This window comes from Bacillus sp. EU63, from assembly GCF_038592915.1.
Taxonomy (GTDB): Bacteria; Bacillota; Bacilli; order Bacillales; family Bacillaceae; genus Bacillus; species Bacillus velezensis.
Genome location: NZ_CP151944.1, coordinates 2,611,640 through 2,631,473 on the forward strand (window position 1 = coordinate 2,611,640; position 19,834 = coordinate 2,631,473).

Genomic DNA, 19,834 nt, shown 5'->3' on the forward strand with positions numbered 1-19,834 from the left:
GCGGTATAGAATATGTACAGATCATGCACACATTCCATAAAAAATCGTCCTTAGGCCACTGCCGGCAGTTCATATCATATCAAATGTGACAATTTCGTGTCAATTGAATATTGTCAGCTTTTGATTTCTTCTTTATGCTCTTCAATTGAGCGGTCAAAGACAAACACCGATACAGCAATATTTTCCTCTATTTTTATATCTGAAAACAGATGCACCAGCTTTGCTCCGATGAGCTCTTCCATTCCGTCAGGCGTTTGTTTTGAATACAGTTCCTGAATTAAGCTGGTCCGCGCCGCATGAACCATTTCTCTTCCTTCAGGCGTGCGTGCGATAAACTGCTCACTTGCGCTTAGATTGCCGTAAAGTGTAGATACCGCCATGTTATCCACAAAAACGGTGTGAATTCGTTCAGGCCCCTTTCCAAATAATTCTTTGCGCAATTTCCGGATAATATCGTTAAATTCATGAATTTTTTTAGACATACTGTCCCCTCCGATTTTAGCCTATGAAAGACATTCCCGGTTCCCCTTTGTGACATTTCACCTGGTTAAAGTTTTCCTTTCGTATTGTATTATAATAAATATCACCTTATAATAAAAGCAGTGAAGATGGATTTGTAATAGGAAACGTGTTACGAGTCTATCGTTTTATACAAATAGGATTGGTCTGTTAGTAAGACTTGCTAGTGAACTATTCCGCCATGCGTATTTATACCGTTCTCCGGACAGGAGGCCGGTATCTATGTGCATGGCTTTTTTTCGAGTTTAAAAGATGGAGGGGAATTGGAAGTGACAGACGTTCAGTCTATCCGTGTCAAAATTGACGGCACGGAGTGTGAAGCACCAGAGGGGTCTAAGATTTTAGATATTTTAAACCAAAACGGAATTGAGATTCCGCAAATATGCCATGTACCGGAAGTGGATCCGATTCAAACATGTGACACCTGTATTGTTGAAGTAAACGGGAAATTGCAGCGCTCTTGTTCCACGGCTGCAGAAAACGGGATGTCCATCTCGCTTACGTCGGGAAGGGTAAAAGAGGCTCAGACAGAGGCCATGGACCGCCTGCTCGAGAATCACCTGCTTTACTGTACGGTATGCGATAACAACAACGGCAACTGCACACTGCATAATACAGCGGAAATGATGGGAATTGAGCATCAGAAATATCCGTATACGCCGAAAGATGATTCAAAGTGTGCGGTTGATATGTCTCACCCGTTTTACCGCTATGATCCGAACCAATGCATCGCCTGCGGCCAATGTGTGGAAGTGTGTCAAAACCTTCAGGTGAACGAGACCCTTTCAATTGATTGGGAGCGCGACCGCCCGCGGGTCATTTGGGATGAAGGCGTCGCCATTAATGAATCTTCCTGCGTCAGCTGCGGCCAGTGTGTCACTGTCTGCCCTTGTAACGCACTGATGGAAAAATCAATGCTCGGCCAAGCCGGATTTATGACAGGTATAAAAGAAGATGTCATGGAACCGATGATTGATTTAGTAAAAAATGTTGAACCCGACTATACAAGCATCTTCGCCGTGTCAGAAGTGGAAGCGGCTATGCGCGATAAACGGACGAAAAAAACAAAAACAGTCTGCACGTTCTGCGGCGTCGGATGCTCTTTTGAAGTATGGACAAAAGGCCGTGACATCCTTAAAATTCAGCCTGTTTCCGATGCTCCGGTTAACGCGATTTCCACTTGTGTGAAAGGGAAATTCGGCTGGGACTTCGTGAATTCGGAAGAACGGATTACAAAACCGCTCATCCGGAAAAACGGCGCATTTGTTGAATCGTCATGGGAAGAAGCCCTTGACCTTGTCGCTTCAAGACTCGGTTCGATCAAGGCCGAACACGGAAATGGTTCTGTCGGTTTTATTTCTTCTTCTAAAATTACGAATGAAGACAACTACGTCATTCAAAAATTGGCACGCCAAGTATTTGAAACCAACAACGTGGATAACTGTTCACGCTACTGCCAGTCACCGGCAACGGACGGCTTATTCCGCACCGTCGGTATGGGCGGAGACGCCGGCACAATTAAAGATATCGCAAAAGCGGGCCTCGTGCTCATCGTCGGCGCCAATCCGGCGGAAGGACATCCGGTTCTGGCCACACGCGTGAAACGCGCCCATAAGCTGCACGGCCAAAAACTGATTGTTGCCGATCTGCGCAGAAATGAAATGGCTGAACGGTCCGACCTCTTTATCAGCCCGAAACAAGGGACTGACCAGGTCTGGCTCATGGCAGTAACGAAATATATGATTGACCAAGGCTGGCACGATCAAGCGTTTATTGATGAAAATGTCAACTACTTTGATGATTATAAAGAAACGCTGGAAAAATACACATTGGAATATGCGGAGCGCATCACCGGACTTTCTCAGGATACGATCATCCGCATTGCCGAAATGATTCGTGATGCAGACGGCACTTGTGTTCTTTGGGGCATGGGCGTAACCCAGAATACAGGCGGCTCTGATACATCAGCGGCGATTTCCAACCTGCTGCTTGCCACAGGAAACTACCGCCGTCCGGGCGCCGGAGCCTATCCGCTGCGGGGACATAACAACGTTCAAGGCGCTTGCGATATGGGAACTCTTCCAGGCTGGCTTCCGGGATATCAGCATATTACAGATGATGCGGCACGCGCTAAATTCGAAAAAGCTTACGGTGTTGAAATTGACGGCAAGCCGGGTCTTGATAATATCGAAATGCTCCATGCGATTGAAGAAGGAAACATGAAAGCCATGTATCTCGTCGGTGAAGATATGGCGCTCGTCGATTCAAACGCCAACCATGTTCATGACATTTTATCCAGCCTTGATTTCTTTGTTGTACAGGATATTTTCCTTTCAAGAACGGCGCAATACGCGGATGTCATCCTGCCTGCGGTTCCATCTCTTGAAAAAGACGGAACATTTACAAACACAGAGCGTCGTGTGCAAAGATTGTATCAGGCGCTTCCGACACTCGGCGATGCAAAACCCGACTGGTGGATTATTCAGGAAGTCGCCAATCGTTTAGGCGCTGATTGGAATTACACGCATCCTAGCGACATTTTCTCAGAAATGGCGAGCCTTTCTCCGCTGTTCGGAAAAGCAAGCTACGACGTTCTTAGCGGCTGGAACAGCTTCCTGTGGGGAAGCTTTACGGGAGAAAGCACTCCGCTTCTTTATGAAGACGGCTTTAACTTCCCGGACAAAAAAGCCCGCTTTGCGCTGAGCGATTGGGTGGAGCCTGCTGTATTCCCTGAAGTATATGACCTGCATATTAACAACGGACGGATGCTTGAACATTTCCACGAAGGAAACATGACAAACAAGTCAAAAGGCATTCAGTCTAAAGTTCCGGATGTATTTGTTGAAGTATCGCCGGAGCTCGCGGCTGAACGCGGAATTTGCGACGGGACAATGATCCGGCTCGTCTCTCCTTTTGGAGCGGTTAAATTGAACGCGCTTGTGACAGACCGCGTCCGCGCAAATGAGCTTTATCTGCCGATGAACTCTACAGATAAAGATTCTGCGATTAATTTCCTGACCGGGCCTGCGTATGATTCACGGACACATACACCTGCCTATAAGCAGACAAAAGTCCGCATGGAAGTGCTCGGTTCCTGTGATACTCCGCCGCTTCCGAAAACGAATCCGCGGAACAAAAAACGTCATCCGCAAAACGGTGTGGAAGCTCAGCGAAAATGGAACCGTCCGGGCTATGTGCACTTAACTGATTAAGGAAAGGAGGAAACATTATGGCAAGCCCAATTACTGAAATTCAAAAAGAAACGAAAACAGAGGAACAGCTGAAAGCTGAAAAACTGGAAGAGCTGAAGACGCTTCTCGCAGAAAATGAAGAAGCCGTCGCGAAAACGATGTCCATCATGGCAGAGCTGAATAGCTTGGGCATTTTTGATGCCGCCGGCTATATGCTCCAGGCAAAAGAGGAGATTGCCAAAATCGCACTCGGACAGATTTCCCGGGAACCTGTCACCAATCTCCTGAATACGATGATGGCCGCGGGAGGCGCGCTGTCAAAAGCTGATCCCGAATTTATGGGCAGACTTTTAGAAAGCGCCATGGCCGGGACGGATCAGGCGCAAAGATTTTTAAAAGAGGACAGGAAAGTCAGTATGTTTGAACTGATGAAAGCCGTCGGTGATCCTGATATTAACCGCGCGCTCGGCTTCGGGCTGCAGTTTTTAAAAGGAATGGGAAAAGAATTACGCGAAACCCCGTCTGAATAAGAAACGAAAAAGCCATTGTCAAAAGACAATGGCTTTTTTTATTCATCGGCCTCTTCCAGCCTCTTTTTATAAATAAGTGAACGGTCAACGCAGAAATAAGCGCCCGCTAAAAATACACAATCCGTTACAAACATCAGCATTTTCTGGCCCGCAGTCAGCCCTTGTCCGGGAAGAACCGCGCCGATATAAATGAAGGTGCTGACTGCAAGCAGAATAAATGCGTAATGCTTAAAATCTTCTATTAATGATTTCAGTCTTTTCTTCTCCATATAAGGTCACCTGCCAGTTTTATAGTCTACCAACATTATAATACAAGCTGACAGCCGACAGAGAATGTAAATCTATCCATTCTTTATAAAAGGGAATCAAGCGCCTGTTTCACATCCGCCGTTAAATCCTCAGTATCCTCAATACCGACTGAGATCCGTACGAGCCCGTCGGTAATGCCAAGCACAAGCCGGCGGTCGCGCGGAATCGAAGCGTGCGTCATTCTGGACGGCACGGAGATTAAGCTTTCAACCGCTCCTAAGCTTTCAGCGATTGTAAACAGGTTCAATTTTTCTAAAAACGCGTCGACGCGTTCACTGCTGCCGATATCAAAGGAAATCATTCCGCCGAAACCGGAGCTTTGCGCTTTTGTCAGCTCATGGCCCGGATGTTTCGCTGATCCCGGATAGTAGAGCGTCTGAACGGCATCATGCGCTTCAAGCAGCTCGGCGATTTTCCCGGCGCTGTGATTGATGGCATCCATTCTGAGTCCCAGTGTTTTAATGCCTCTCATTAAAAGCCATGAATCCTGCGGTCCTAAAACGCCGCCCGTTGAGTTTTGCACGTAATGAAGCTTTTCACCGAGCTCTTTATCAGCCGTCACAACTAAGCCGCCGACGACATCGCTGTGGCCGCCGAGATATTTTGTCGCGCTGTGCAGCACGATGTCCGCGCCAAAGCTGAGCGGCTGCTGGAAATACGGCGTGTAAAACGTATTATCGACGATAAGCAATACGCCCGCTTCTTTTGCGATGTCAGACATCAGTTTGAGGTCAGTCACTTTCAATAGCGGATTTGTCGGTGTTTCGATATAAATGGCTTTCGTATTCGGGCGAATGGCCTTTTTGACTTTTTCTTCATTGCTCGTATCAACAAAGTCCGCTTCAATGCCGAAGCGGTTCAGCACACCTGTCATCACCCGGTAAGTGCCGCCGTATACATCATCCGTCAAAATAACATGATCGCCGCTGTCAAACAGCATCATGACGGCAGTAATCGCAGCCATGCCTGAGCCGAACGCATATCCCGCCGCGCCGCCTTCAAGCTCCGCAATTAAGCTTTCAAGCGCCGTCCGCGTCGGATTGGCCGTTCTTGAATATTCATAACCCGTGTGCTCGCCCGCTTTCGGCTGCCGGTACGTGCTTACTTGATAAATCGGTACGGAAACCGCTCCTGTTTTTTCATCTCCCGTAATTCCTCCGTGCACCATCAGCGTTTTTTTCTTCATCTTACTGACCTCCTTGAAAAATGTTTTTGCTTATATATCGATCGCTGCCGTCAGGGAAAATGGTGACGATATTTGATCCGGCGGGCGCTTTTTTCGCTTCTTCAAGCGCTGCATAAAGAGCCGCCCCTGAAGAGCTTCCTATTAAGAGGCCTTCTTTCTCGGCCGCTTCTCTGACAAGCGAAAACGCCGTATCGTCTTCCACCGTGTAAATGGCGTCAAAATGGTTCTCGTCCATATAATCCGGGATAAACTCCATGCCGATGCCTTCCGTTTTATGGGCATGCGGCTCTCCTCCGTTCAGGATCGAGCCTTCCGGTTCAACGATCACCGTTTTGACGGCAGGATTTTTCTCCTTTAAATAAGCTGCCGTACCGGCAAAGGTGCCGCCGGAACCCGCTCCTGCGACAAAAGCGTGGATATCCCCGCCGAGTGCGTTCCATATTTCGGGTCCGATCGTTTTGTAGTAAGTCAATGGATTTACTCGGTTTTTAAATTGCAGAACGGCATAAGAATTATTAATCTCTCTCTCCAGTTCAAGCGCTTTTCGGATGGCTCCCTGCATGCCTTCTTCTCTCGGCGTATGCACGATGTCCGCTCCGAGAGCTTTCATAATTTGCTGCTTTTCTCTGCTGAAATGCTCCGGGACGCAAAAAACGGCGCGAAGCTGATGCTTTCTGGCGCACAGAGCGAGTCCGATCCCGGTGTTTCCGGCAGTCGCCTCAATGATAACGCCGCCCGGTTTCACCTTTCCCGTGCGAAGCGCATCTTCAATGAGCATCCCGCCCAGCCTGTCTTTAATGCTTCCGCCCGGATTCATCATCTCAAGCTTAGCATAAACCGCTGTTCCCTCCGGTATATCAAAATGATTGAGACGGAGCAGCGGTGTATTTCCGATCAGTTCTGTAATATCTGTTATCACGTTCAATATGTGTCCTCCTCCTGGAAAAGCGGAGGAGAACGAGAATCCCCCGCTTAGTGAATTCGTTTGATGACATTCAGGACAAGCTCAGTTGAATGAACGGCAGCCTGTTCTAAAAATTTATCAAATGAAACGTCAGATTCTTTTCCGGCAATATCAGATAAAGCTCTGATGACAACAAAAGGCGTTTTGAACTGGTGGCACACCTGTGCGACAGCCGCAGCTTCCATTTCAACCGCGTACAAATCCGCAAATTTGGCGCGTACGTCTTCAACCCGCTTCGGATCATTCATAAAAGAATCTCCCGTAGCGATTGTGCCCTTGGCGACTTGAATGCCGTTCAGTTCAGAAACCGCTTCCTCAGTAATGCTGATCAGCTTTTCATCAGCTTTGTATGCTGCCGGAAGACCCGGCACCTGTCCGTATTCATAGTCAAACGCCGTCACATCCACGTCATGATGGCGGACATCTGTTGAGATGACGACGTCGCCTACATTCAATGTATGATGAAAACCGCCCGCTGAGCCTGTGTTAATCACATAATCAGGTTTGAAACGGTCAAGCAGGAGCGTCGTGCTGATCGCCGCGTTGACTTTTCCGATACCTGATTTCAGCAAGATGACTTCGACGCCTTCATAGCTGCCAGTTGTAAACTCACAGTGAGCGATCATCTCTTGTTTTGCGTCTTTCAGTTTGCTTCTTAAAATCGTAACTTCCTCTTCCATTGCTCCGATGACTGCCAGTTTCATTTATACACAATCCCTTCGATTTACCGTTTAATCGCCTCCATTATCCAGACAAAGTCATTTTGCTGCGTAAACCGCGCGGCAAATCCCTCTTCTGAAAAGATGTTTTTCATTGTCGCGAGTGTCGGATAATGTTCCGTCTTTAAATCGTCCGCTAATTGATGATAGCCGTTTCGGATTGCTTTTTTAATGGTTTCATCATAAGCTTCATGATCTTTAAAGACTGTATCGGCAAACACTATTTTATCATGCTTCTGAAGGATTGCGCCATACTGCTTTACAGCCGTTCGCTTTTCTTCATCGGTTAAATGATGAAAGGCGTACGAGCTGACGATGGTATCTATTTGAAAAGGCGGAGCGGGAAACTCCAGAAAATCTCCGTCACTGAACACGGCTTTGTCAGAAAGCTTGTCAGCCGCCAGTTTTCTCATTGACGGAGACGGTTCTACACCAAACACCTTTTTGTTCGCGGCGGCTAATTTCGCCGTTAAATTCCCCGTTCCCGGTCCGAACTCTAAAACGTTTGAACCTGAAAGTGCGACAATGCTGTCAAGAATATTGTCATATCCTTTAAAAACAGCGGCATATTGTTTGTCAGCCCCGTGCACTGTGGCATCATAAGTCGCTGCCCAATCTTCAAATAAAGGAATAAATTCACGGCCCATATTTTTCACTCTCCATAATTTATAATTCCTATGAGTATAGTATGGATTAATCGTGGAACAGTTCCTATCCTATCACAAAAAAGAATGGAAGGGTACTAAAATACTTTGGGATTATTGCGCAATTACGGCAGAAAGGCTTATACTTTCATTGACTCAGAAGAAAAATCAGGAGGATCTGTACTGATGAATTTTCAATTGGATTTAATCAAAGATAAAGTAGAATTTTTCGAAGCGGCATCTTTGCAGGAGCTTGAAAAGAAAATAAACGTTCAGATTGAAAACAACCAGGCGATTATGCTTCGCGTCCGTTCTGTATCCCATCAGGTGACGGCCGTTGACGGCAGAATCCTTTACAGCGCGTCGGTGCATTTTTCAGCTGACGTATGACAGAAAAAAGCAGCTGAATAATCAGCTGCTTTTTTGCGGTTATTTTAACGTTTCTACTTTTGTCGGCTTCCAGCCTTTTTTGTCTTTCCAAGTAATGGTGACCTGATACTTTTTGCCGTTCGTTTTGTCTAAAACTTTACCCTTCGCATCTTGCGGGCTTCCATTGTTTCCGAGCCACAGCACTGTCATGTGATCTTTTGACACGCCTGTTGCGTAAGAGATGGCGTCAAGCATTTCGGACCAGTCTTCAGAGCTTGAGTCATACGTCGCCGCATGTTCTCCCGTCTGCTTTGTGCCGACCGCTTTCCATTTTGGGTTAACAATTGTTTTCTCGACATCGCTTGATGAGCCGCCCTCTGTTATCTTTGCCCCTTTAAAAGGATCGCTTGAATCAGAGTCTTTTTTGCTGCTGTCATCACTTTTCGATGAATCATCGTCTTTTTTGCTGTCAGAGTCTGAAGATGAATCAGATGTGTCCTTATCCTGTTTATCTTTTTTGTCATCGTCTGATGCCGTATCTTTTTTGCTGTCTTTTATGTCTTCATCGGATGTCTGCTTCGTCTTGCCTGATGCAGGTGTTTCCTGCTTCTGGCTCGTGTCCGCTTTTTCGCTCACGTCGCCCGACGGACTGTTGATGAAGAGGCTGACTGCAACGACGACAATAAGAATAGATACGATAGCAATTAAAATGTTAAGCACCATATTTGCTTTTCTGCGCTTATCACGGTTTTCAAAACGAGATTGTTTATTGCTCAATCATTCTGCACTCCTTTATCCCTCTTGCTCAGCATATATTTTAACATGGGCTGAGCGGTTGTTCTATGTCTGATTTATTTCATTTTCATGTACCTTTTTAACAATATCATAAAACACTGTATTTGTCAGAGCCTTATCCCCCGGCGTGTCCATGTGCAGCACCACGAGAGCGTATTTCGGCTTGTCCGCGGGAAAGTATCCCGCAAACCATTTGTGGTAAAGCGTCTGTTTTTCTTTTGTGAACATTCCCGTCTGGGCCGTTCCCGATTTGCCTGCTATCTCATACGGCAGATCCTGAAACCTTCGGCCGGTTCCTTTCGGTGAGGTGACGACTTCTCTGAGAATTTTTTGAAGCTGCTGCGCCGTATATTTGTCGATGTTTTCCCCTTTTAACGGCTGATCTTTGAATGACGCCATCGTCGTTTTGTTTTTGTATTCAATTTTGTCCGCGATTTTCACTTGTTTTTTTTCACCGCCGCGCGCGATCGCCGCCATCATATTGGCGACTTCAAGAGGCGTGACTTTCACGTTTTTTTGCCCGATCGCTGTCTGTGCGACGGCTTTTTTTACGGTTTTGTCTTTGTCATCTCCCCAAATGACCCCGCTTTTTTCATTATACAGCTGCCTGAATCCGTCTTCCCGGTACAGCTTGCCTTCCCAGCCCGCCCGCTGGGTGAGACCGAGTTTTTCCGCCATGTTTTCAATAACGGAATCATCTTTTTTGATCAATTTTTCCGCAAGACTTGTAAACGTATAATTGCAGCTTTGGGCAAAGCTTTCTCCAAAACTGAGCGTGCCTTTGTCATCCCCCGGCTCTCCGTACAGGTTGAGATTGCAATTAAAGGATGTGCCCGGCTTCACTTCGTTTTGTTCTATTGCGGCTGCGGCGATCACCGTTTTAAATACTGATCCCGGATAAATCGGCGTCAGCATGTAATTTTGCAATGTCTGCTGCTTTGACATGTCGGCGTCAGGCTTTGATACCATTCCGAGCACACTGCTTTTTTCAATGTCTAAAAGGACGGCTCCCCCCTTTTTTAACCCGCGGTCTTTCAATACATCTTCCATTGCTTTTTGAATATTGCGGTCGATGGAGGTTTTGACTTGCAGCGGATAAAACGCGTTTGCTTCAGCCGTATATTTGACGTCCATTCCGAATAAAGGGTTTCCCCTTCCGTCGACATGATACAAAAGTTTTGTGTCCTGATCCGCCAGTAAAAACTCATCAAACGTCCGCTCCATCCCGCTTGTCCCGATTTTTGCCGTGATCGGCAGTTCCTTCCTGCCGGGGTATTTCTTTTTCAAAAGCTCAGGGTCCTGGTTTGTCGCGCCCAACAGATGAGCGGCTATGTTTGTTTCTTTGCTGTCTTTCATATATACGCCGTAAATGCCGGGATATTTCAAAGAATTGATATTTGACACGGATTGTTTCGTCAAATGTTTTATTTTTCTGCTGTTCAGGATCACCGGTTTTTTTGCTTCCGTGAGCAGCTGCCTGAGCTCCCTCTGTTTCATTCCGAGAATGTCTGATACCCGGTCAACCGGCCAATCCTGCGTCACGAGAAAGGGAAACAGTATGACGGCAGGCTGCTTTTTTCCGGTCAGTTCTTTGCCGTTCCGATCAAGAAAAGAGCCGCGTCCGTCTGAAATAAGGACTTCTTCCGTCCGCTGCTTGACGCTTTCCTGAATCAGATTAATATTGGATTTTGAAAAAGATTCTGTAAAAAACAGCTGAATTTCAGCCAGCCTCGCAAGGAGAAAGAAAAACACGAGCAGAAAACAAATCACGGCCGTTTTCAGCCTTTTTGATACGATCATAAAAAAACACCTCATCCACATTTTGGACGAGGTGTTTCATTGTTAAACGGATCTTATGAAATTTTCACAATTTTCACGAGCATTTCTCCGCCCGGCGTCTGAACTGTCACTTCTTCGTCCACTTTTCTGCCGAGCAGGCTTTTGGCGATTGGCGAGTCGTTTGAAATTTTTCCTTCAAACGGATCAGCTTCAGCGCTTCCGACAATCGTGTAAGATTCTTCTTCACCGTCCGGCAATTCGATAAATGATACGGTTTTTCCCAAACCGACTACATTTGAACCGCCGTCGTCCTCGATGATTTTCGCATTCCGGATCATGTTTTCAAGCGTCGTGATGCGCCCTTCCACAAATGCCTGTTCTTCTTTTGCGGAATCATACTCAGAGTTCTCTGACAGATCTCCGAAGCTTCTTGCGATTTTAATGCGTTCTACTACTTCTTTACGTTTAACCGTTTTCAATTGCTCTAATTCTTGTTCAAGTTTTTGTTTTCCTTCGTGAGTCATCGGAAAAACTTTTTCTTGTGCCATGTTCCTTCACTCCTTGGTGGTTGTCCCTCAACAATAACGTGTGATTATGTATGAGAGCATAAACGAAAAAATCAAGAATGAGAACACAGGGCAGTCCTCGTTCTTCTCTCCCATATAGGTACTGTTTATCTTAAACTGAATGTGTGTTTTCTGCAAATGTTTCGGTTTATAAACAGGGAAAGAAGGGAACTGTCTCATTCCCTTCCAGCCTATACATAATATGGTCTGAGTTATTTATGTCTATGCTATGGTATTACAAAATTGCATTTTGTTCAAGGATCGTTTGAATCTTCGTGACCATCAGATCAATGGTTCATCAATGGTTTTCATTGCAATTGATTTGCAAACAAAAAGCATTATATCAGGGATTTCTTTTGTAATAGGCATATTCTTTTTACTCTGGTTTTCTTTGTTTCATAAAAAAGGGTGGGCATCCTGTGGGCAAATGGGCATCGAGAGGGGGGTTTTTCATTATTTCAAAAGAGCTTCGAGCCTCGCACTGTCTTCAATCCCGTTATTCCATCATTATCAAATTCCTTACAGAGCATAGAAATGAATCCTCCTTTGCTTTAAAATGTAAACGTTCGTTTTAAATAAGAGGGGGATTTTTTACATGAAAAAGTATGGAATATTATTTTCGGCTCTTCTTTTGTGCTTTGCTTTTTCCGCTTGCGGGAAAAGCTCATCTAATGAAACTTTAAAAGAGCCGGAGGGAAACACTATTGCCACAGAAAATAATAAAGAACAATCAAACAAAAAGACGCTGGATTCTGTCGGGGATAACTTATACGATCCAAACACAGGCACTGTCACTTTAAATTCAAGCAAAGATCTAAGAGAAAAGAAATTAACAATTGGAGACTTAAGTATAACATTCGTTGACGCTAAAGTAATAACTGTCACTAATATCTCGGTTGTCTTTAAAGAAAAATTAGAACAAGTTTTTGGTGTTCAACCAAAAGAATTTACATATGCCCAGATTAAATACAAGACTGCAAATACCAGTAACGATGATATTTCTTGGAGAGGGTTTCTCCAGGCAGTAAATGAAAAAAAACAACAAGTTGATTTGGATTTCAATTTGGATTTAGGTTTGCCAAACCCATCATCAATCAAAATGATGTCCAAATCGAAATTAGATAATAATATGGTGTGGGTACCCGTTGACAAAAATGAAAAGAGAATACGACTTAAAGCTGCTGATGTTTTAAAAGATGATAATTCGAAGAGTGATTTTATTGCGTATGGAAAAGAAATCACATTAGATTTATGATTGATTGCAAGAAGGTTTGTTTAGATAAAATTTTCTTCAAAGGCCCTGCTGATTACACAGGGCTTTTTGTGTGTTTCGTTTCTTCTTTCTGCGACAGATATAACAATCCAACTGACACGTCTGAAACTAAAGACTCTGCTCACAAAAGCCTTCCATCCAACTTCTTAACTATTTTTACCATTTTCATGGAAACGTTATTGTTTGCGTGTTACGCTCGAATTGTTATAAGTATGATTCCATGAAGGGAGAAACTAAATGAATAGTGTATTAGGGAGCTTCAAAAAAAGAATGTCAATTGTCTTTGCTTTAGTTTTGGCTCTGGGCTTTTCGTCTGTTTTCGGAACGCCATCCGCTCAAGCTGCACAGCAGGATAAGTACCAAGACAAAAGAGAAGCTGAACGTCTTGCTATCGCCCTTTATGAAGCATCAAATTATGACATCGAGAATAACAGATATTCATTTGATGTTGATAAAGCTATCGCGGCGGGGGTTACTTTAAGTGATGCTGTCCAAATGAAGAATTACCTTGAATCCCTTTCACCAGCTCAAGCGAAAGACATTCATGATCAGCAAATGGCTGCAGTAAAGGACGGGGAGAACCAACCGCAAGTTTTACCGATTATTTTATGGGCCGCAAGAATATTGGCGACGGCCGGCCTTGGGTGGGCGGCTAAAAAGTTATTGGATATGGGCGGATATGAGTTCTGTAAGAGATGGAAAAACTATAACAGTGTCACGAAATATGTTTGCAAATTCATAGGATGACATCTAGGAGTGATTAAATGAAACTGTGGTTTCTTTATGTATTGATTGCAACTGTGATTTCTATGTTTATACAAACGGGATTAGACAATGTCGGAGTATTGAACTTGAAAAATGTGTGGGCTGATTTTTTTAGCTGGCTCGTCATTTTCTTCGTGGTTTACGTATTAATTGAATTGGCGGGAAGGGCCGTTATCGGTTCGCGCAGCAATTAAAAAAAGCCCCTCATGATCAGAGGGGCTTTTTTCCCCTTTGACAAGGGACAACTTACTTAAACCATTTTTCCATATTGTCCAGACACATACCGCCGTTTGCCGTCGTGGATGACTTCCCAATAGCCTTTAGAGTTGTTTGAACCTTTAACAGAACCTGAGATGTTAATTGTCTTGCCGAGACCAATTGTATCCACATTCTTGGCGTTTTTACGGTCTGGTTTGTCCATAATAATGGCTGCACTTTTAACACCAACAATTTTAATTTTGCCTACAGACTTAATACCCCCGCTTGTATTGTTTGAAGGTTTAGCAGGAGCAGATTTTGAAGGGGTTTTCCCTAACTCTGCATCGCTCTTGATATATCTTACATTAACGTAACCGCTGTATGTGGCTCCTTTAGAATTGGTATATTTAATGTAACCCCAACCATTTTGAGTCGATCCTTTTTTATATTGGACAGTCGAACCTTTAGGAAGAGCAAGCACAATAGACGAGTTGGCATTGCGTTGAGTTCTCACATTAAGGCTGTCAGTAACAACTGTATTTTTAATATAAGATTCTTTTGTTTTATCAACAGGAGAATTTACCGTTTTAGACGGGGCGCCGCTGATACCGGCTTTAAAGGAGTCCCATCGATCAAGCAGCTTGCGCGGACAATACTTGCCGGACCAGTGCTGGTGAGGGACCACGTTTGCAAGGGAAATACCCTGATCCTTCATGAGCTTTTTGATCAGCCATTGCGCATTTGCCACGGCTTTCTCAAAATCCCCATCGCTATTCTCGCAAATTTCAATGCCGATAGATTTCCGGTTCCCGGTTCCGCGGTTTCCGTCTCCCGCGTGCCAACCGTTTTCATTCAATGGCAGATGCTGATAAATCTCTTTGTCGTCTACTGTAAAGTGCCAGCTGGTGGGTGTTTCCGGATTTTTCTCATAACGGGCGTGCATGGCTGCGCTTGCCCCTTGTGCCGTGTTCGCCGTGTTGTGAACGGTGATGTATGCCGGGTCCATTGCGTATCCCGGTCTGTTTTTGTGTCCTACTGGAATAAAGTCCTTTGTGATTTTCTCCATGTTTCATCGTCTCCTTTTGAGTAATAAAAAAGCCGCTGGATTTACTCAGCAGCTTTGTCCTCTTTTTCTGTTTTCTGATCGTTGTCACTTTCAATTACATGAAGCCGGTCAGTGATGGCGGCCGGAATTTTAACGCCGATCTGCGCTAAATTCTCTGTGATGGAAAGGCCCTCATTTGCAATATAAAAAAGAACGGTCGCAAAGGTCAGGACGCCGTTCAGATCCATAATCGTATCAATAGCATTCGCCACGATAACCACAAGGAAACTGAGCATCTTACGCACATAGCCGAACCATGCGCTACGGCTCCGAAGCTCCTTGAATTTCCATGCCTTTATCACACCGGTAATGATGTCAATGATGTTCAGCACCAGCATTAAATCAAGATATTTCACCTCCCCAAAAAGATATGCTCTTGCGATCTGTAAGCTCTCAAAATTCATCCACACGTATATTCCCTCCAATTGTTATCACCTCCTTCGAGGCAAAATAAAAAACACCTCTCCGGGTGTTGATCAGTTTGCGGCGCCGCCTAAATCCACACTGACAGGTTGTTTTGTCATTGGATAGGTTAAGCCGGTTATTTGTTTGTATTGATCTTCTGTAATTCTCCCCCATTCAACAAAACGGGCCACGTCTGCATTACTGTAGTATTGCGGCCCCCATCCATAGATGGTTTTAACGCTTGTAAACCAATCCATCATACCCCTTTCCCTCCCTCCGCCAGCATTAGATAAAGATTGGCAATCATTTGCGCTTGTGACTCGGCCAGGCTTTGCGCTTCCGCAAGCTGCGTTGTGATGGCCGCGTTCTGAGCTTTCAATTCATCAACGGTAAAAGGCATCCGCCCGCTTTCAATTTGCTTTTCCAGGGCTTCTTTTTCTTCTTGGGTGGCCGCCTCCGTCCATGTCTTCTCTGCTGGATGATACATCGCCTTTATGAAAGATGGAGGCTGGACGGTTGTACAATTCTCAGGGATTGTATAGTTACCTTCTTCGTCAGGCTCAATCAGAACGGGTTTGGTCAAAATGAAATTTTCATCATATTCATAAACCTGAATCATGCTGTCCCTCCTTCCTGAAAGCCCACGACCACATCCAGATAGTAGCCTCCGCCCATCTTACTTGAGTCCGCCGGGTCCGGATATTTTATTTTTAAATCCCCATTATCATAAATGATTAAATTGGCTGTGCCGCCTGTACCACTTAACGGCACTGTTATAACGGAACCGCCAGCAGGTGCGTATTCCGCGGGGATGGAGCCGAATATAATTTCGGCGTCTGTTTTCACATGCCCCCGTAAGATTAAAAACGCCCCCCACTTTGCGTACATCGGTGTCCGCGTCCCTGCGGCGGCTCCATTCTTCAGCATGATGTTGGCATAGGTGGCAGCTCCGTTCCATGTCTTCCGTTCAGCTTTAGAAATATGCCGTTCTTGGTTGTAATTATGGGCCGTGAACTGACGTAATAATTCTTCCAGTTCATCTTTAAAACCCGCTGTGAATAACTTTGATAATTGTTCCAATGTATCTTTGAAAGGTTTGGTAACATGAATGTCCGTATTATTGGCGTGAGTGTTTACCTTCTCTTGCGCTCCACTTTCTGTTTCTTTACTGTCCCAAGCCTTCCGATCTGCTGCAGAAACATGATTTTCTTGATCGTTCGCATGGGCGTCTACTTTCTTTTGCGCGCCGGAGGGAGTTTCCTTGGCATTCCAAGCCTTTCTTTCGGCAGCCGTAATGTGCTTTTCTTCGTCATTCGCATGTTCATCCGTATAAGCTCTGGCCTTTTCCTCTGCAGCATCCGCCTTCTGCTTCGCGCCCTCTTTCGTTTCAATGGCTTCAAGATCGGCAAATTTCTTCTGTAATTCCTCGACGGTTCGGCTGATCTCTTTGATGGTATGGTTTATCTCGTCTTTCAGCGTTTCAAAATCGTCAATGTAATAGTCAGCTGTCGGAATGATGTTCTGATCTTCTAACGTTTTGGCGATAGAGAAGGTAAAAAATGAAGTCGCCAGCGCCTGCCCGTTTGAATAGTAAAGTTTGATTTCAGCCTTTACCGTTCCATAGTGCTTAAGCTCTTCATCTGAAAGCATATATTCCGCATTTCCGTTCACCTTGTCGGTGATGGCAAGGCTCTTTTTGTAAAATGACCCATCTTCATACAATAGAACGATTTTCGCGTCTACAGCAGACAGGGGCAACGGCGTGCCATCCTTTGTAAAAGAAAAAGACAGCTTCGCGCTGCCCGTGTCCTGCGTCATGAATTGGATGTTCGTGGTTCGCCCGTTTGTCCGGTTCGCATTGATGTCAAATGCGACGCCCCCCGTTTTGTACATTCCTTTTCCTCCTTAGTGCTGCGGCGTAACAATCATTTGAGCTACACCGTATCCTTTTTCCGCATCATACGGAGACTTGATTCTCATAACAGTTCCATAGCCTCCGCTCTCCGCTTTAGTCGCGATTCCGCCAATTGCTGATACGCTATCCCCAACGGCCACTGTTTCGTCAATCCTGACAAAGACTTGACCAATCAGGCCGATGACATGCCATTCGTCCCGAGAGTCACGCGGCACATATTCGAGAGAAGGGTCGTAGTCTGGATTAAGTTTGGGGAGACGGATTTCTTCGCCGCCGCGAAAAACTGTCTCGTAGAGTAACCCGCCGAATTCATTTCTTTCGTACTGCTCGTTCCAATAGAACGCAGCACCGCCGAGCACCACGCCCGCAGTTTCCGAAACAACTCCGAGAATCTTGTCCTCTTTTTCCGCTTTTCGAATCTTTTCGCCTTCTAGTGCAACGAGATAACTAGAATCAATTTTCTTGCCGTCAGCAGACTCAAAATACTCAGCGAAGTCTTTGAAATCTGAGACGCTCTCCACTCGCCCTGTGCCACGAATATGACCGCCAGTCGAATCCAACTCCCATCTCGTATTTTTTGTTGAGGCAGTTCCTGTCCCATAACCGCCTCTAACGCTGTATCCGTTATCGTTGATAACCCCCTGAGCTGCAAGAATAGCCCTTGAGTTGCCGTCACCTTTTGTGTGGCAGTTATTGACGGCTATTAGCGCTTGACGCGACCCCTCAGTTGTTGATCCGCCCCGGACACCCAGCAGAACATTGGCAGGGCCTTTTGCGATGTTGTCACCTGTACTGCCTAAAATGGCACTCGCTTCATGCAGTGCAGAGCCGGAAGTGTTACCGCCCATAAAGCCGCCTTTTACTCTTGTCGGGATAGTGCTGTACTCTCTCCCGGCCAATTGAGCAGATATCTTATACCCGGCTGCTTCTACACCTGCAATGGTTGTTTGATTATTCGGTGAACCAATTCCGACGGTTCCGTTTTTACCTATAATCGTCCCATTCATAATGCTTGAATGATAAACCCCTCCGCCTAAACCGAAAGCCGCAGGAGCCGAGTTGTAAATATCAAAATTTGAGATCTTTACGTAATCAGCTTTTTGTGGGCCTCCGTACACTCGAATATCATGAGAAGCCTTTCTGAACCCTCTCATTTTAATACCGTTTACGGTGATATTTCTGCAGCGATACTGAAAGGCTACCACCGGACTGTTTTTATAATCGTAATTGGGATTTCCGATTGCGGTAAAATTGACAATCTGCACGTTCTTATATGCGGATACAACAAGAGCGCGCGGGGTAATTCCCTCATACAAATCATTAAAAACCGGTTCTATTGCGGTGCAGTCCGTTAACGTCACATCATAAGCTGTGGTACTCTCAGGATCATCTGCTTTATGGTGGCCGATATGCCGCAAATCATAAGCCCGCACGTCCCGATATGAAACGTGGCCGAGGATATGAACATTTTGAGAAGCCGGCCATTCGGTATGCGCCTTAACTTCAACGCCTCGGATGTTTCCTTCTGTATAGTTGTTGAGCAGCCATACATGTTTAGAACCGTCATCAATCTCAATGCCGTTAGAGTTAGCCTTTCCCGCGGCATGTGCGATGCCTGTCGGGTTTGTGCAATGGCAGTTTGATATGAAAATATACTCACTGTAATGGGTTGTTATCCCGTCATCCCCATATCCTGAGTTAACACAGCCGTCAATCCATACATATCTGCAGCCGTCTTTTGTATACTCGGTATCTGGCAGATGGTCATACGTCGGCGCTGTTATATCAATGCCGTGAAGTGCGGGGTTAATGTTCTCTATATTTTTAATCCAGATGAATTTTGAATTCGCAAAGGCAACGCATGTCGAATGTTGCCCGCCCGTCGCCCTTAAACCTCCCTGCCTTTCTCGATTCCAGTCTGTTGAAAACCCTTCAACGTGAATATTTCGATTCCCTTTTTCATAGTCCGCATTCGTAATGACCCATTCTGACGCCGGTGTCTCATCATTCAAAATCAAGAATGTAACGCCGATTCCCTGGCCGACCAGACGAACCCAGGAAGGGATTTTCAAGCCTTTCACGACGTAAATGCCAGCTGACATAACGACCTGTACCTTACCGGTCCCGAATGCCTTCTTAAATGCTTCCGTGCTGTCTGTTTTTCCAGTTGGATCAGCCCCGAAGTCATCAACGTTTACAACGCGTTTAATTTTCCTGTCGAGCTTGCTGAATTCCCTATCGAGCCTGTCTTTCAATGTTGCGGCAATTTCCCCATCCGTCGTTACGCGGGAATCCACGACTTCTTTCACGTCTTTACCATCATGATTCAGTACAAGGTTAGTAAATCGCGCAAACAGATTTTTCAAACGGTTTTCGACGGTGTACCCATCATGTGTAATCTGTGAAGAATCATGAACGGCAATTCCTGCTCGGTGCCTTTTAAGATCATCATCAATTTTATTTATTCCATTTTCTATAGTTTCCATGTCATCCCGTATTTGTGATGTATACCGGGCATTTCGGGTGGTATCATAGTCTTTGGTTAGCCTGACCAATTCAGAACACTCCTTTCAACTAAAACGAAAAGCACCCCAATAGAGGT

At 45.4% G+C, this 19,834-nt stretch carries 21 protein-coding genes; 6 read left to right on the forward strand and 15 right to left on the reverse strand.

Features of this window, described 5'->3' with window-relative positions; genetic code table 11:
- Positions 1-113 precede the first annotated feature (113 nt).
- Complete coding sequence (locus tag NYE38_RS12875) at positions 114-482, reverse strand: DUF2294 domain-containing protein (RefSeq protein WP_007408224.1); 369 nt, start codon at positions 480-482, stop codon at positions 114-116.
- Positions 483-788: 306 nt separating this feature from the next.
- On the opposite strand from NYE38_RS12875, the gene fdhF reads away from it, so the two are divergent.
- Both fdhF and NYE38_RS12885 read left to right on the forward strand, forming a co-directional pair.
- A complete protein-coding gene (gene fdhF, locus NYE38_RS12880; protein WP_139068256.1) occupies positions 789-3,731 on the forward strand; it encodes a formate dehydrogenase subunit alpha in 2,943 nt (980 codons plus the stop codon).
- Positions 3,732-3,748: 17 nt separating this feature from the next.
- Positions 3,749-4,240 (forward strand): DUF1641 domain-containing protein, encoded by a 492-nt coding sequence (locus tag NYE38_RS12885; RefSeq protein ID WP_007612765.1) that lies wholly within the window; start codon positions 3,749-3,751, stop codon positions 4,238-4,240.
- 38 nt (positions 4,241-4,278) lie between these two features.
- On the opposite strand, the gene NYE38_RS12890 is transcribed toward NYE38_RS12885, so the two are convergent.
- From NYE38_RS12890 to NYE38_RS12910, 5 genes are all read right to left on the reverse strand, one after another.
- Complete coding sequence (locus NYE38_RS12890; RefSeq protein ID WP_012118061.1) at positions 4,279-4,509, reverse strand: YrhC family protein; 231 nt, start codon at positions 4,507-4,509, stop codon at positions 4,279-4,281.
- Positions 4,510-4,592: 83 nt separating this feature from the next.
- Complete coding sequence (locus NYE38_RS12895; RefSeq protein WP_025649668.1) at positions 4,593-5,735, reverse strand: bifunctional cystathionine gamma-lyase/homocysteine desulfhydrase; 1,143 nt, start codon at positions 5,733-5,735, stop codon at positions 4,593-4,595.
- Between the two features lies 1 nt (position 5,736).
- A complete protein-coding gene (locus tag NYE38_RS12900) occupies positions 5,737-6,660 on the reverse strand; it encodes an O-acetylserine dependent cystathionine beta-synthase (RefSeq protein WP_061862423.1) in 924 nt (307 codons plus the stop codon).
- A gap of 47 nt (positions 6,661-6,707) precedes the next feature.
- Positions 6,708-7,403 (reverse strand): 5'-methylthioadenosine/S-adenosylhomocysteine nucleosidase, encoded by a 696-nt coding sequence (gene mtnN / locus NYE38_RS12905; RefSeq protein ID WP_003152774.1) that lies wholly within the window; start codon positions 7,401-7,403, stop codon positions 6,708-6,710.
- Positions 7,404-7,423: 20 nt separating this feature from the next.
- A complete protein-coding gene (locus NYE38_RS12910) occupies positions 7,424-8,065 on the reverse strand; it encodes a class I SAM-dependent methyltransferase (RefSeq protein ID WP_025649669.1) in 642 nt (213 codons plus the stop codon).
- A 183-nt stretch (positions 8,066-8,248) separates the two neighbouring features.
- Between NYE38_RS12910 and NYE38_RS12915 the strand changes: the two genes are divergently transcribed.
- Entirely contained in the window at positions 8,249-8,452 is a 204-nt protein-coding gene (locus NYE38_RS12915) for a YrzA family protein (protein ID WP_003152771.1), read from the forward strand.
- A 39-nt stretch (positions 8,453-8,491) separates the two neighbouring features.
- Here the strand turns inward: NYE38_RS12915 and NYE38_RS12920 are convergent, their stop codons facing one another.
- From NYE38_RS12920 to greA, 3 genes are all read right to left on the reverse strand, one after another.
- Positions 8,492-9,208, reverse strand: coding sequence for a YrrS family protein (locus NYE38_RS12920; protein ID WP_021494371.1), 717 nt, complete (start codon positions 9,206-9,208; stop codon positions 8,492-8,494).
- 63 nt (positions 9,209-9,271) lie between these two features.
- The gene (locus NYE38_RS12925; protein ID WP_029973382.1) at positions 9,272-11,026 is read right to left on the reverse strand and encodes a penicillin-binding protein 2; all 1,755 of its coding nucleotides are present in this window, start codon (positions 11,024-11,026) and stop codon (positions 9,272-9,274) included.
- Between the two features lie 53 nt (positions 11,027-11,079).
- Positions 11,080-11,553 (reverse strand): transcription elongation factor GreA, encoded by a 474-nt coding sequence (greA, locus tag NYE38_RS12930; RefSeq protein WP_003152766.1) that lies wholly within the window; start codon positions 11,551-11,553, stop codon positions 11,080-11,082.
- A gap of 613 nt (positions 11,554-12,166) precedes the next feature.
- On the opposite strand from greA, the gene NYE38_RS12935 reads away from it, so the two are divergent.
- The 3 genes from NYE38_RS12935 (at position 12,167) to NYE38_RS12945 (ending at position 13,803) form a co-directional block, all read left to right on the forward strand.
- Entirely contained in the window at positions 12,167-12,826 is a 660-nt protein-coding gene (locus NYE38_RS12935) for a hypothetical protein (RefSeq protein WP_340802363.1), read from the forward strand.
- Between the two features lie 255 nt (positions 12,827-13,081).
- The gene (locus NYE38_RS12940; RefSeq protein WP_165417701.1) at positions 13,082-13,591 is read left to right on the forward strand and encodes a hypothetical protein; all 510 of its coding nucleotides are present in this window, start codon (positions 13,082-13,084) and stop codon (positions 13,589-13,591) included.
- Between the two features lie 17 nt (positions 13,592-13,608).
- Positions 13,609-13,803 (forward strand): hypothetical protein, encoded by a 195-nt coding sequence (locus tag NYE38_RS12945; protein ID WP_063095592.1) that lies wholly within the window; start codon positions 13,609-13,611, stop codon positions 13,801-13,803.
- 56 nt (positions 13,804-13,859) lie between these two features.
- On the opposite strand, the gene NYE38_RS12950 is transcribed toward NYE38_RS12945, so the two are convergent.
- From NYE38_RS12950 to NYE38_RS12975, 6 genes are read right to left on the reverse strand one after another with little or no spacing between them, the layout of a single operon-like run.
- Positions 13,860-14,873 carry an N-acetylmuramoyl-L-alanine amidase gene (locus NYE38_RS12950; RefSeq protein WP_340802357.1) on the reverse strand — a complete coding sequence of 338 codons (1,014 nt, stop codon included), beginning with the start codon at positions 14,871-14,873 and terminating at the stop codon, positions 13,860-13,862.
- Between the two features lie 41 nt (positions 14,874-14,914).
- On the reverse strand, positions 14,915-15,337 hold the full coding sequence (locus NYE38_RS12955; RefSeq protein WP_044802500.1) for a holin family protein: 423 nt from the start codon (positions 15,335-15,337) through the stop codon (positions 14,915-14,917).
- A 51-nt stretch (positions 15,338-15,388) separates the two neighbouring features.
- Positions 15,389-15,577, reverse strand: coding sequence for an XkdX family protein (locus NYE38_RS12960; RefSeq protein WP_043867136.1), 189 nt, complete (start codon positions 15,575-15,577; stop codon positions 15,389-15,391).
- On the reverse strand, positions 15,574-15,936 hold the full coding sequence (locus NYE38_RS12965; protein ID WP_069007352.1) for a hypothetical protein: 363 nt from the start codon (positions 15,934-15,936) through the stop codon (positions 15,574-15,576). Before NYE38_RS12965 ends, NYE38_RS12960 begins: the two co-directional genes overlap by 4 nt.
- Positions 15,933-17,210 carry a BppU family phage baseplate upper protein gene (locus tag NYE38_RS12970; protein WP_069007353.1) on the reverse strand — a complete coding sequence of 426 codons (1,278 nt, stop codon included), beginning with the start codon at positions 17,208-17,210 and terminating at the stop codon, positions 15,933-15,935. The genes NYE38_RS12965 and NYE38_RS12970 overlap by 4 nt, the downstream gene beginning before the upstream one ends.
- A 12-nt stretch (positions 17,211-17,222) precedes the next feature.
- Positions 17,223-19,718: a peptidase G2 autoproteolytic cleavage domain-containing protein gene (locus NYE38_RS12975; protein WP_342399235.1), complete on the reverse strand. Its 2,496-nt coding sequence runs from the start codon at positions 19,716-19,718 to the stop codon at positions 17,223-17,225.
- Positions 19,719-19,834 lie beyond the last annotated feature (116 nt).

What these genes read in the sequence shown, in the direction of transcription:
- NYE38_RS12875 (WP_007408224.1), bottom strand. Translation starts at nt 482, where the DNA reads ATGTCTAAAAAAATTCATGAATTTAACGATATTATCCGGAAATTGCGC.
- NYE38_RS12885 (WP_007612765.1), top strand. Translation starts at nt 3,749, where the DNA reads ATGGCAAGCCCAATTACTGAAATTCAAAAAGAAACGAAAACAGAGGAA.
- NYE38_RS12890 (WP_012118061.1), bottom strand. Translation starts at nt 4,509, where the DNA reads ATGGAGAAGAAAAGACTGAAATCATTAATAGAAGATTTTAAGCATTAC.
- NYE38_RS12895 (WP_025649668.1), bottom strand. Translation starts at nt 5,735, where the DNA reads ATGAAGAAAAAAACGCTGATGGTGCACGGAGGAATTACGGGAGATGAA.
- mtnN (WP_003152774.1), bottom strand. Translation starts at nt 7,403, where the DNA reads ATGAAACTGGCAGTCATCGGAGCAATGGAAGAGGAAGTTACGATTTTA.
- NYE38_RS12910 (WP_025649669.1), bottom strand. Translation starts at nt 8,065, where the DNA reads ATGGGCCGTGAATTTATTCCTTTATTTGAAGATTGGGCAGCGACTTAT.
- NYE38_RS12915 (WP_003152771.1), top strand. Translation starts at nt 8,249, where the DNA reads ATGAATTTTCAATTGGATTTAATCAAAGATAAAGTAGAATTTTTCGAA.
- NYE38_RS12925 (WP_029973382.1), bottom strand. Translation starts at nt 11,026, where the DNA reads ATGATCGTATCAAAAAGGCTGAAAACGGCCGTGATTTGTTTTCTGCTC.
- greA (WP_003152766.1), bottom strand. Translation starts at nt 11,553, where the DNA reads ATGGCACAAGAAAAAGTTTTTCCGATGACTCACGAAGGAAAACAAAAA.
- NYE38_RS12935 (WP_340802363.1), top strand. Translation starts at nt 12,167, where the DNA reads ATGAAAAAGTATGGAATATTATTTTCGGCTCTTCTTTTGTGCTTTGCT.
- NYE38_RS12940 (WP_165417701.1), top strand. Translation starts at nt 13,082, where the DNA reads ATGAATAGTGTATTAGGGAGCTTCAAAAAAAGAATGTCAATTGTCTTT.
- NYE38_RS12945 (WP_063095592.1), top strand. Translation starts at nt 13,609, where the DNA reads ATGAAACTGTGGTTTCTTTATGTATTGATTGCAACTGTGATTTCTATG.
- NYE38_RS12950 (WP_340802357.1), bottom strand. Translation starts at nt 14,873, where the DNA reads ATGGAGAAAATCACAAAGGACTTTATTCCAGTAGGACACAAAAACAGA.
- NYE38_RS12960 (WP_043867136.1), bottom strand. Translation starts at nt 15,577, where the DNA reads ATGATGGATTGGTTTACAAGCGTTAAAACCATCTATGGATGGGGGCCG.
- NYE38_RS12965 (WP_069007352.1), bottom strand. Translation starts at nt 15,936, where the DNA reads ATGATTCAGGTTTATGAATATGATGAAAATTTCATTTTGACCAAACCC.
- NYE38_RS12970 (WP_069007353.1), bottom strand. Translation starts at nt 17,210, where the DNA reads ATGTACAAAACGGGGGGCGTCGCATTTGACATCAATGCGAACCGGACA.
- NYE38_RS12975 (WP_342399235.1), bottom strand. Translation starts at nt 19,718, where the DNA reads ATGGAAACTATAGAAAATGGAATAAATAAAATTGATGATGATCTTAAA.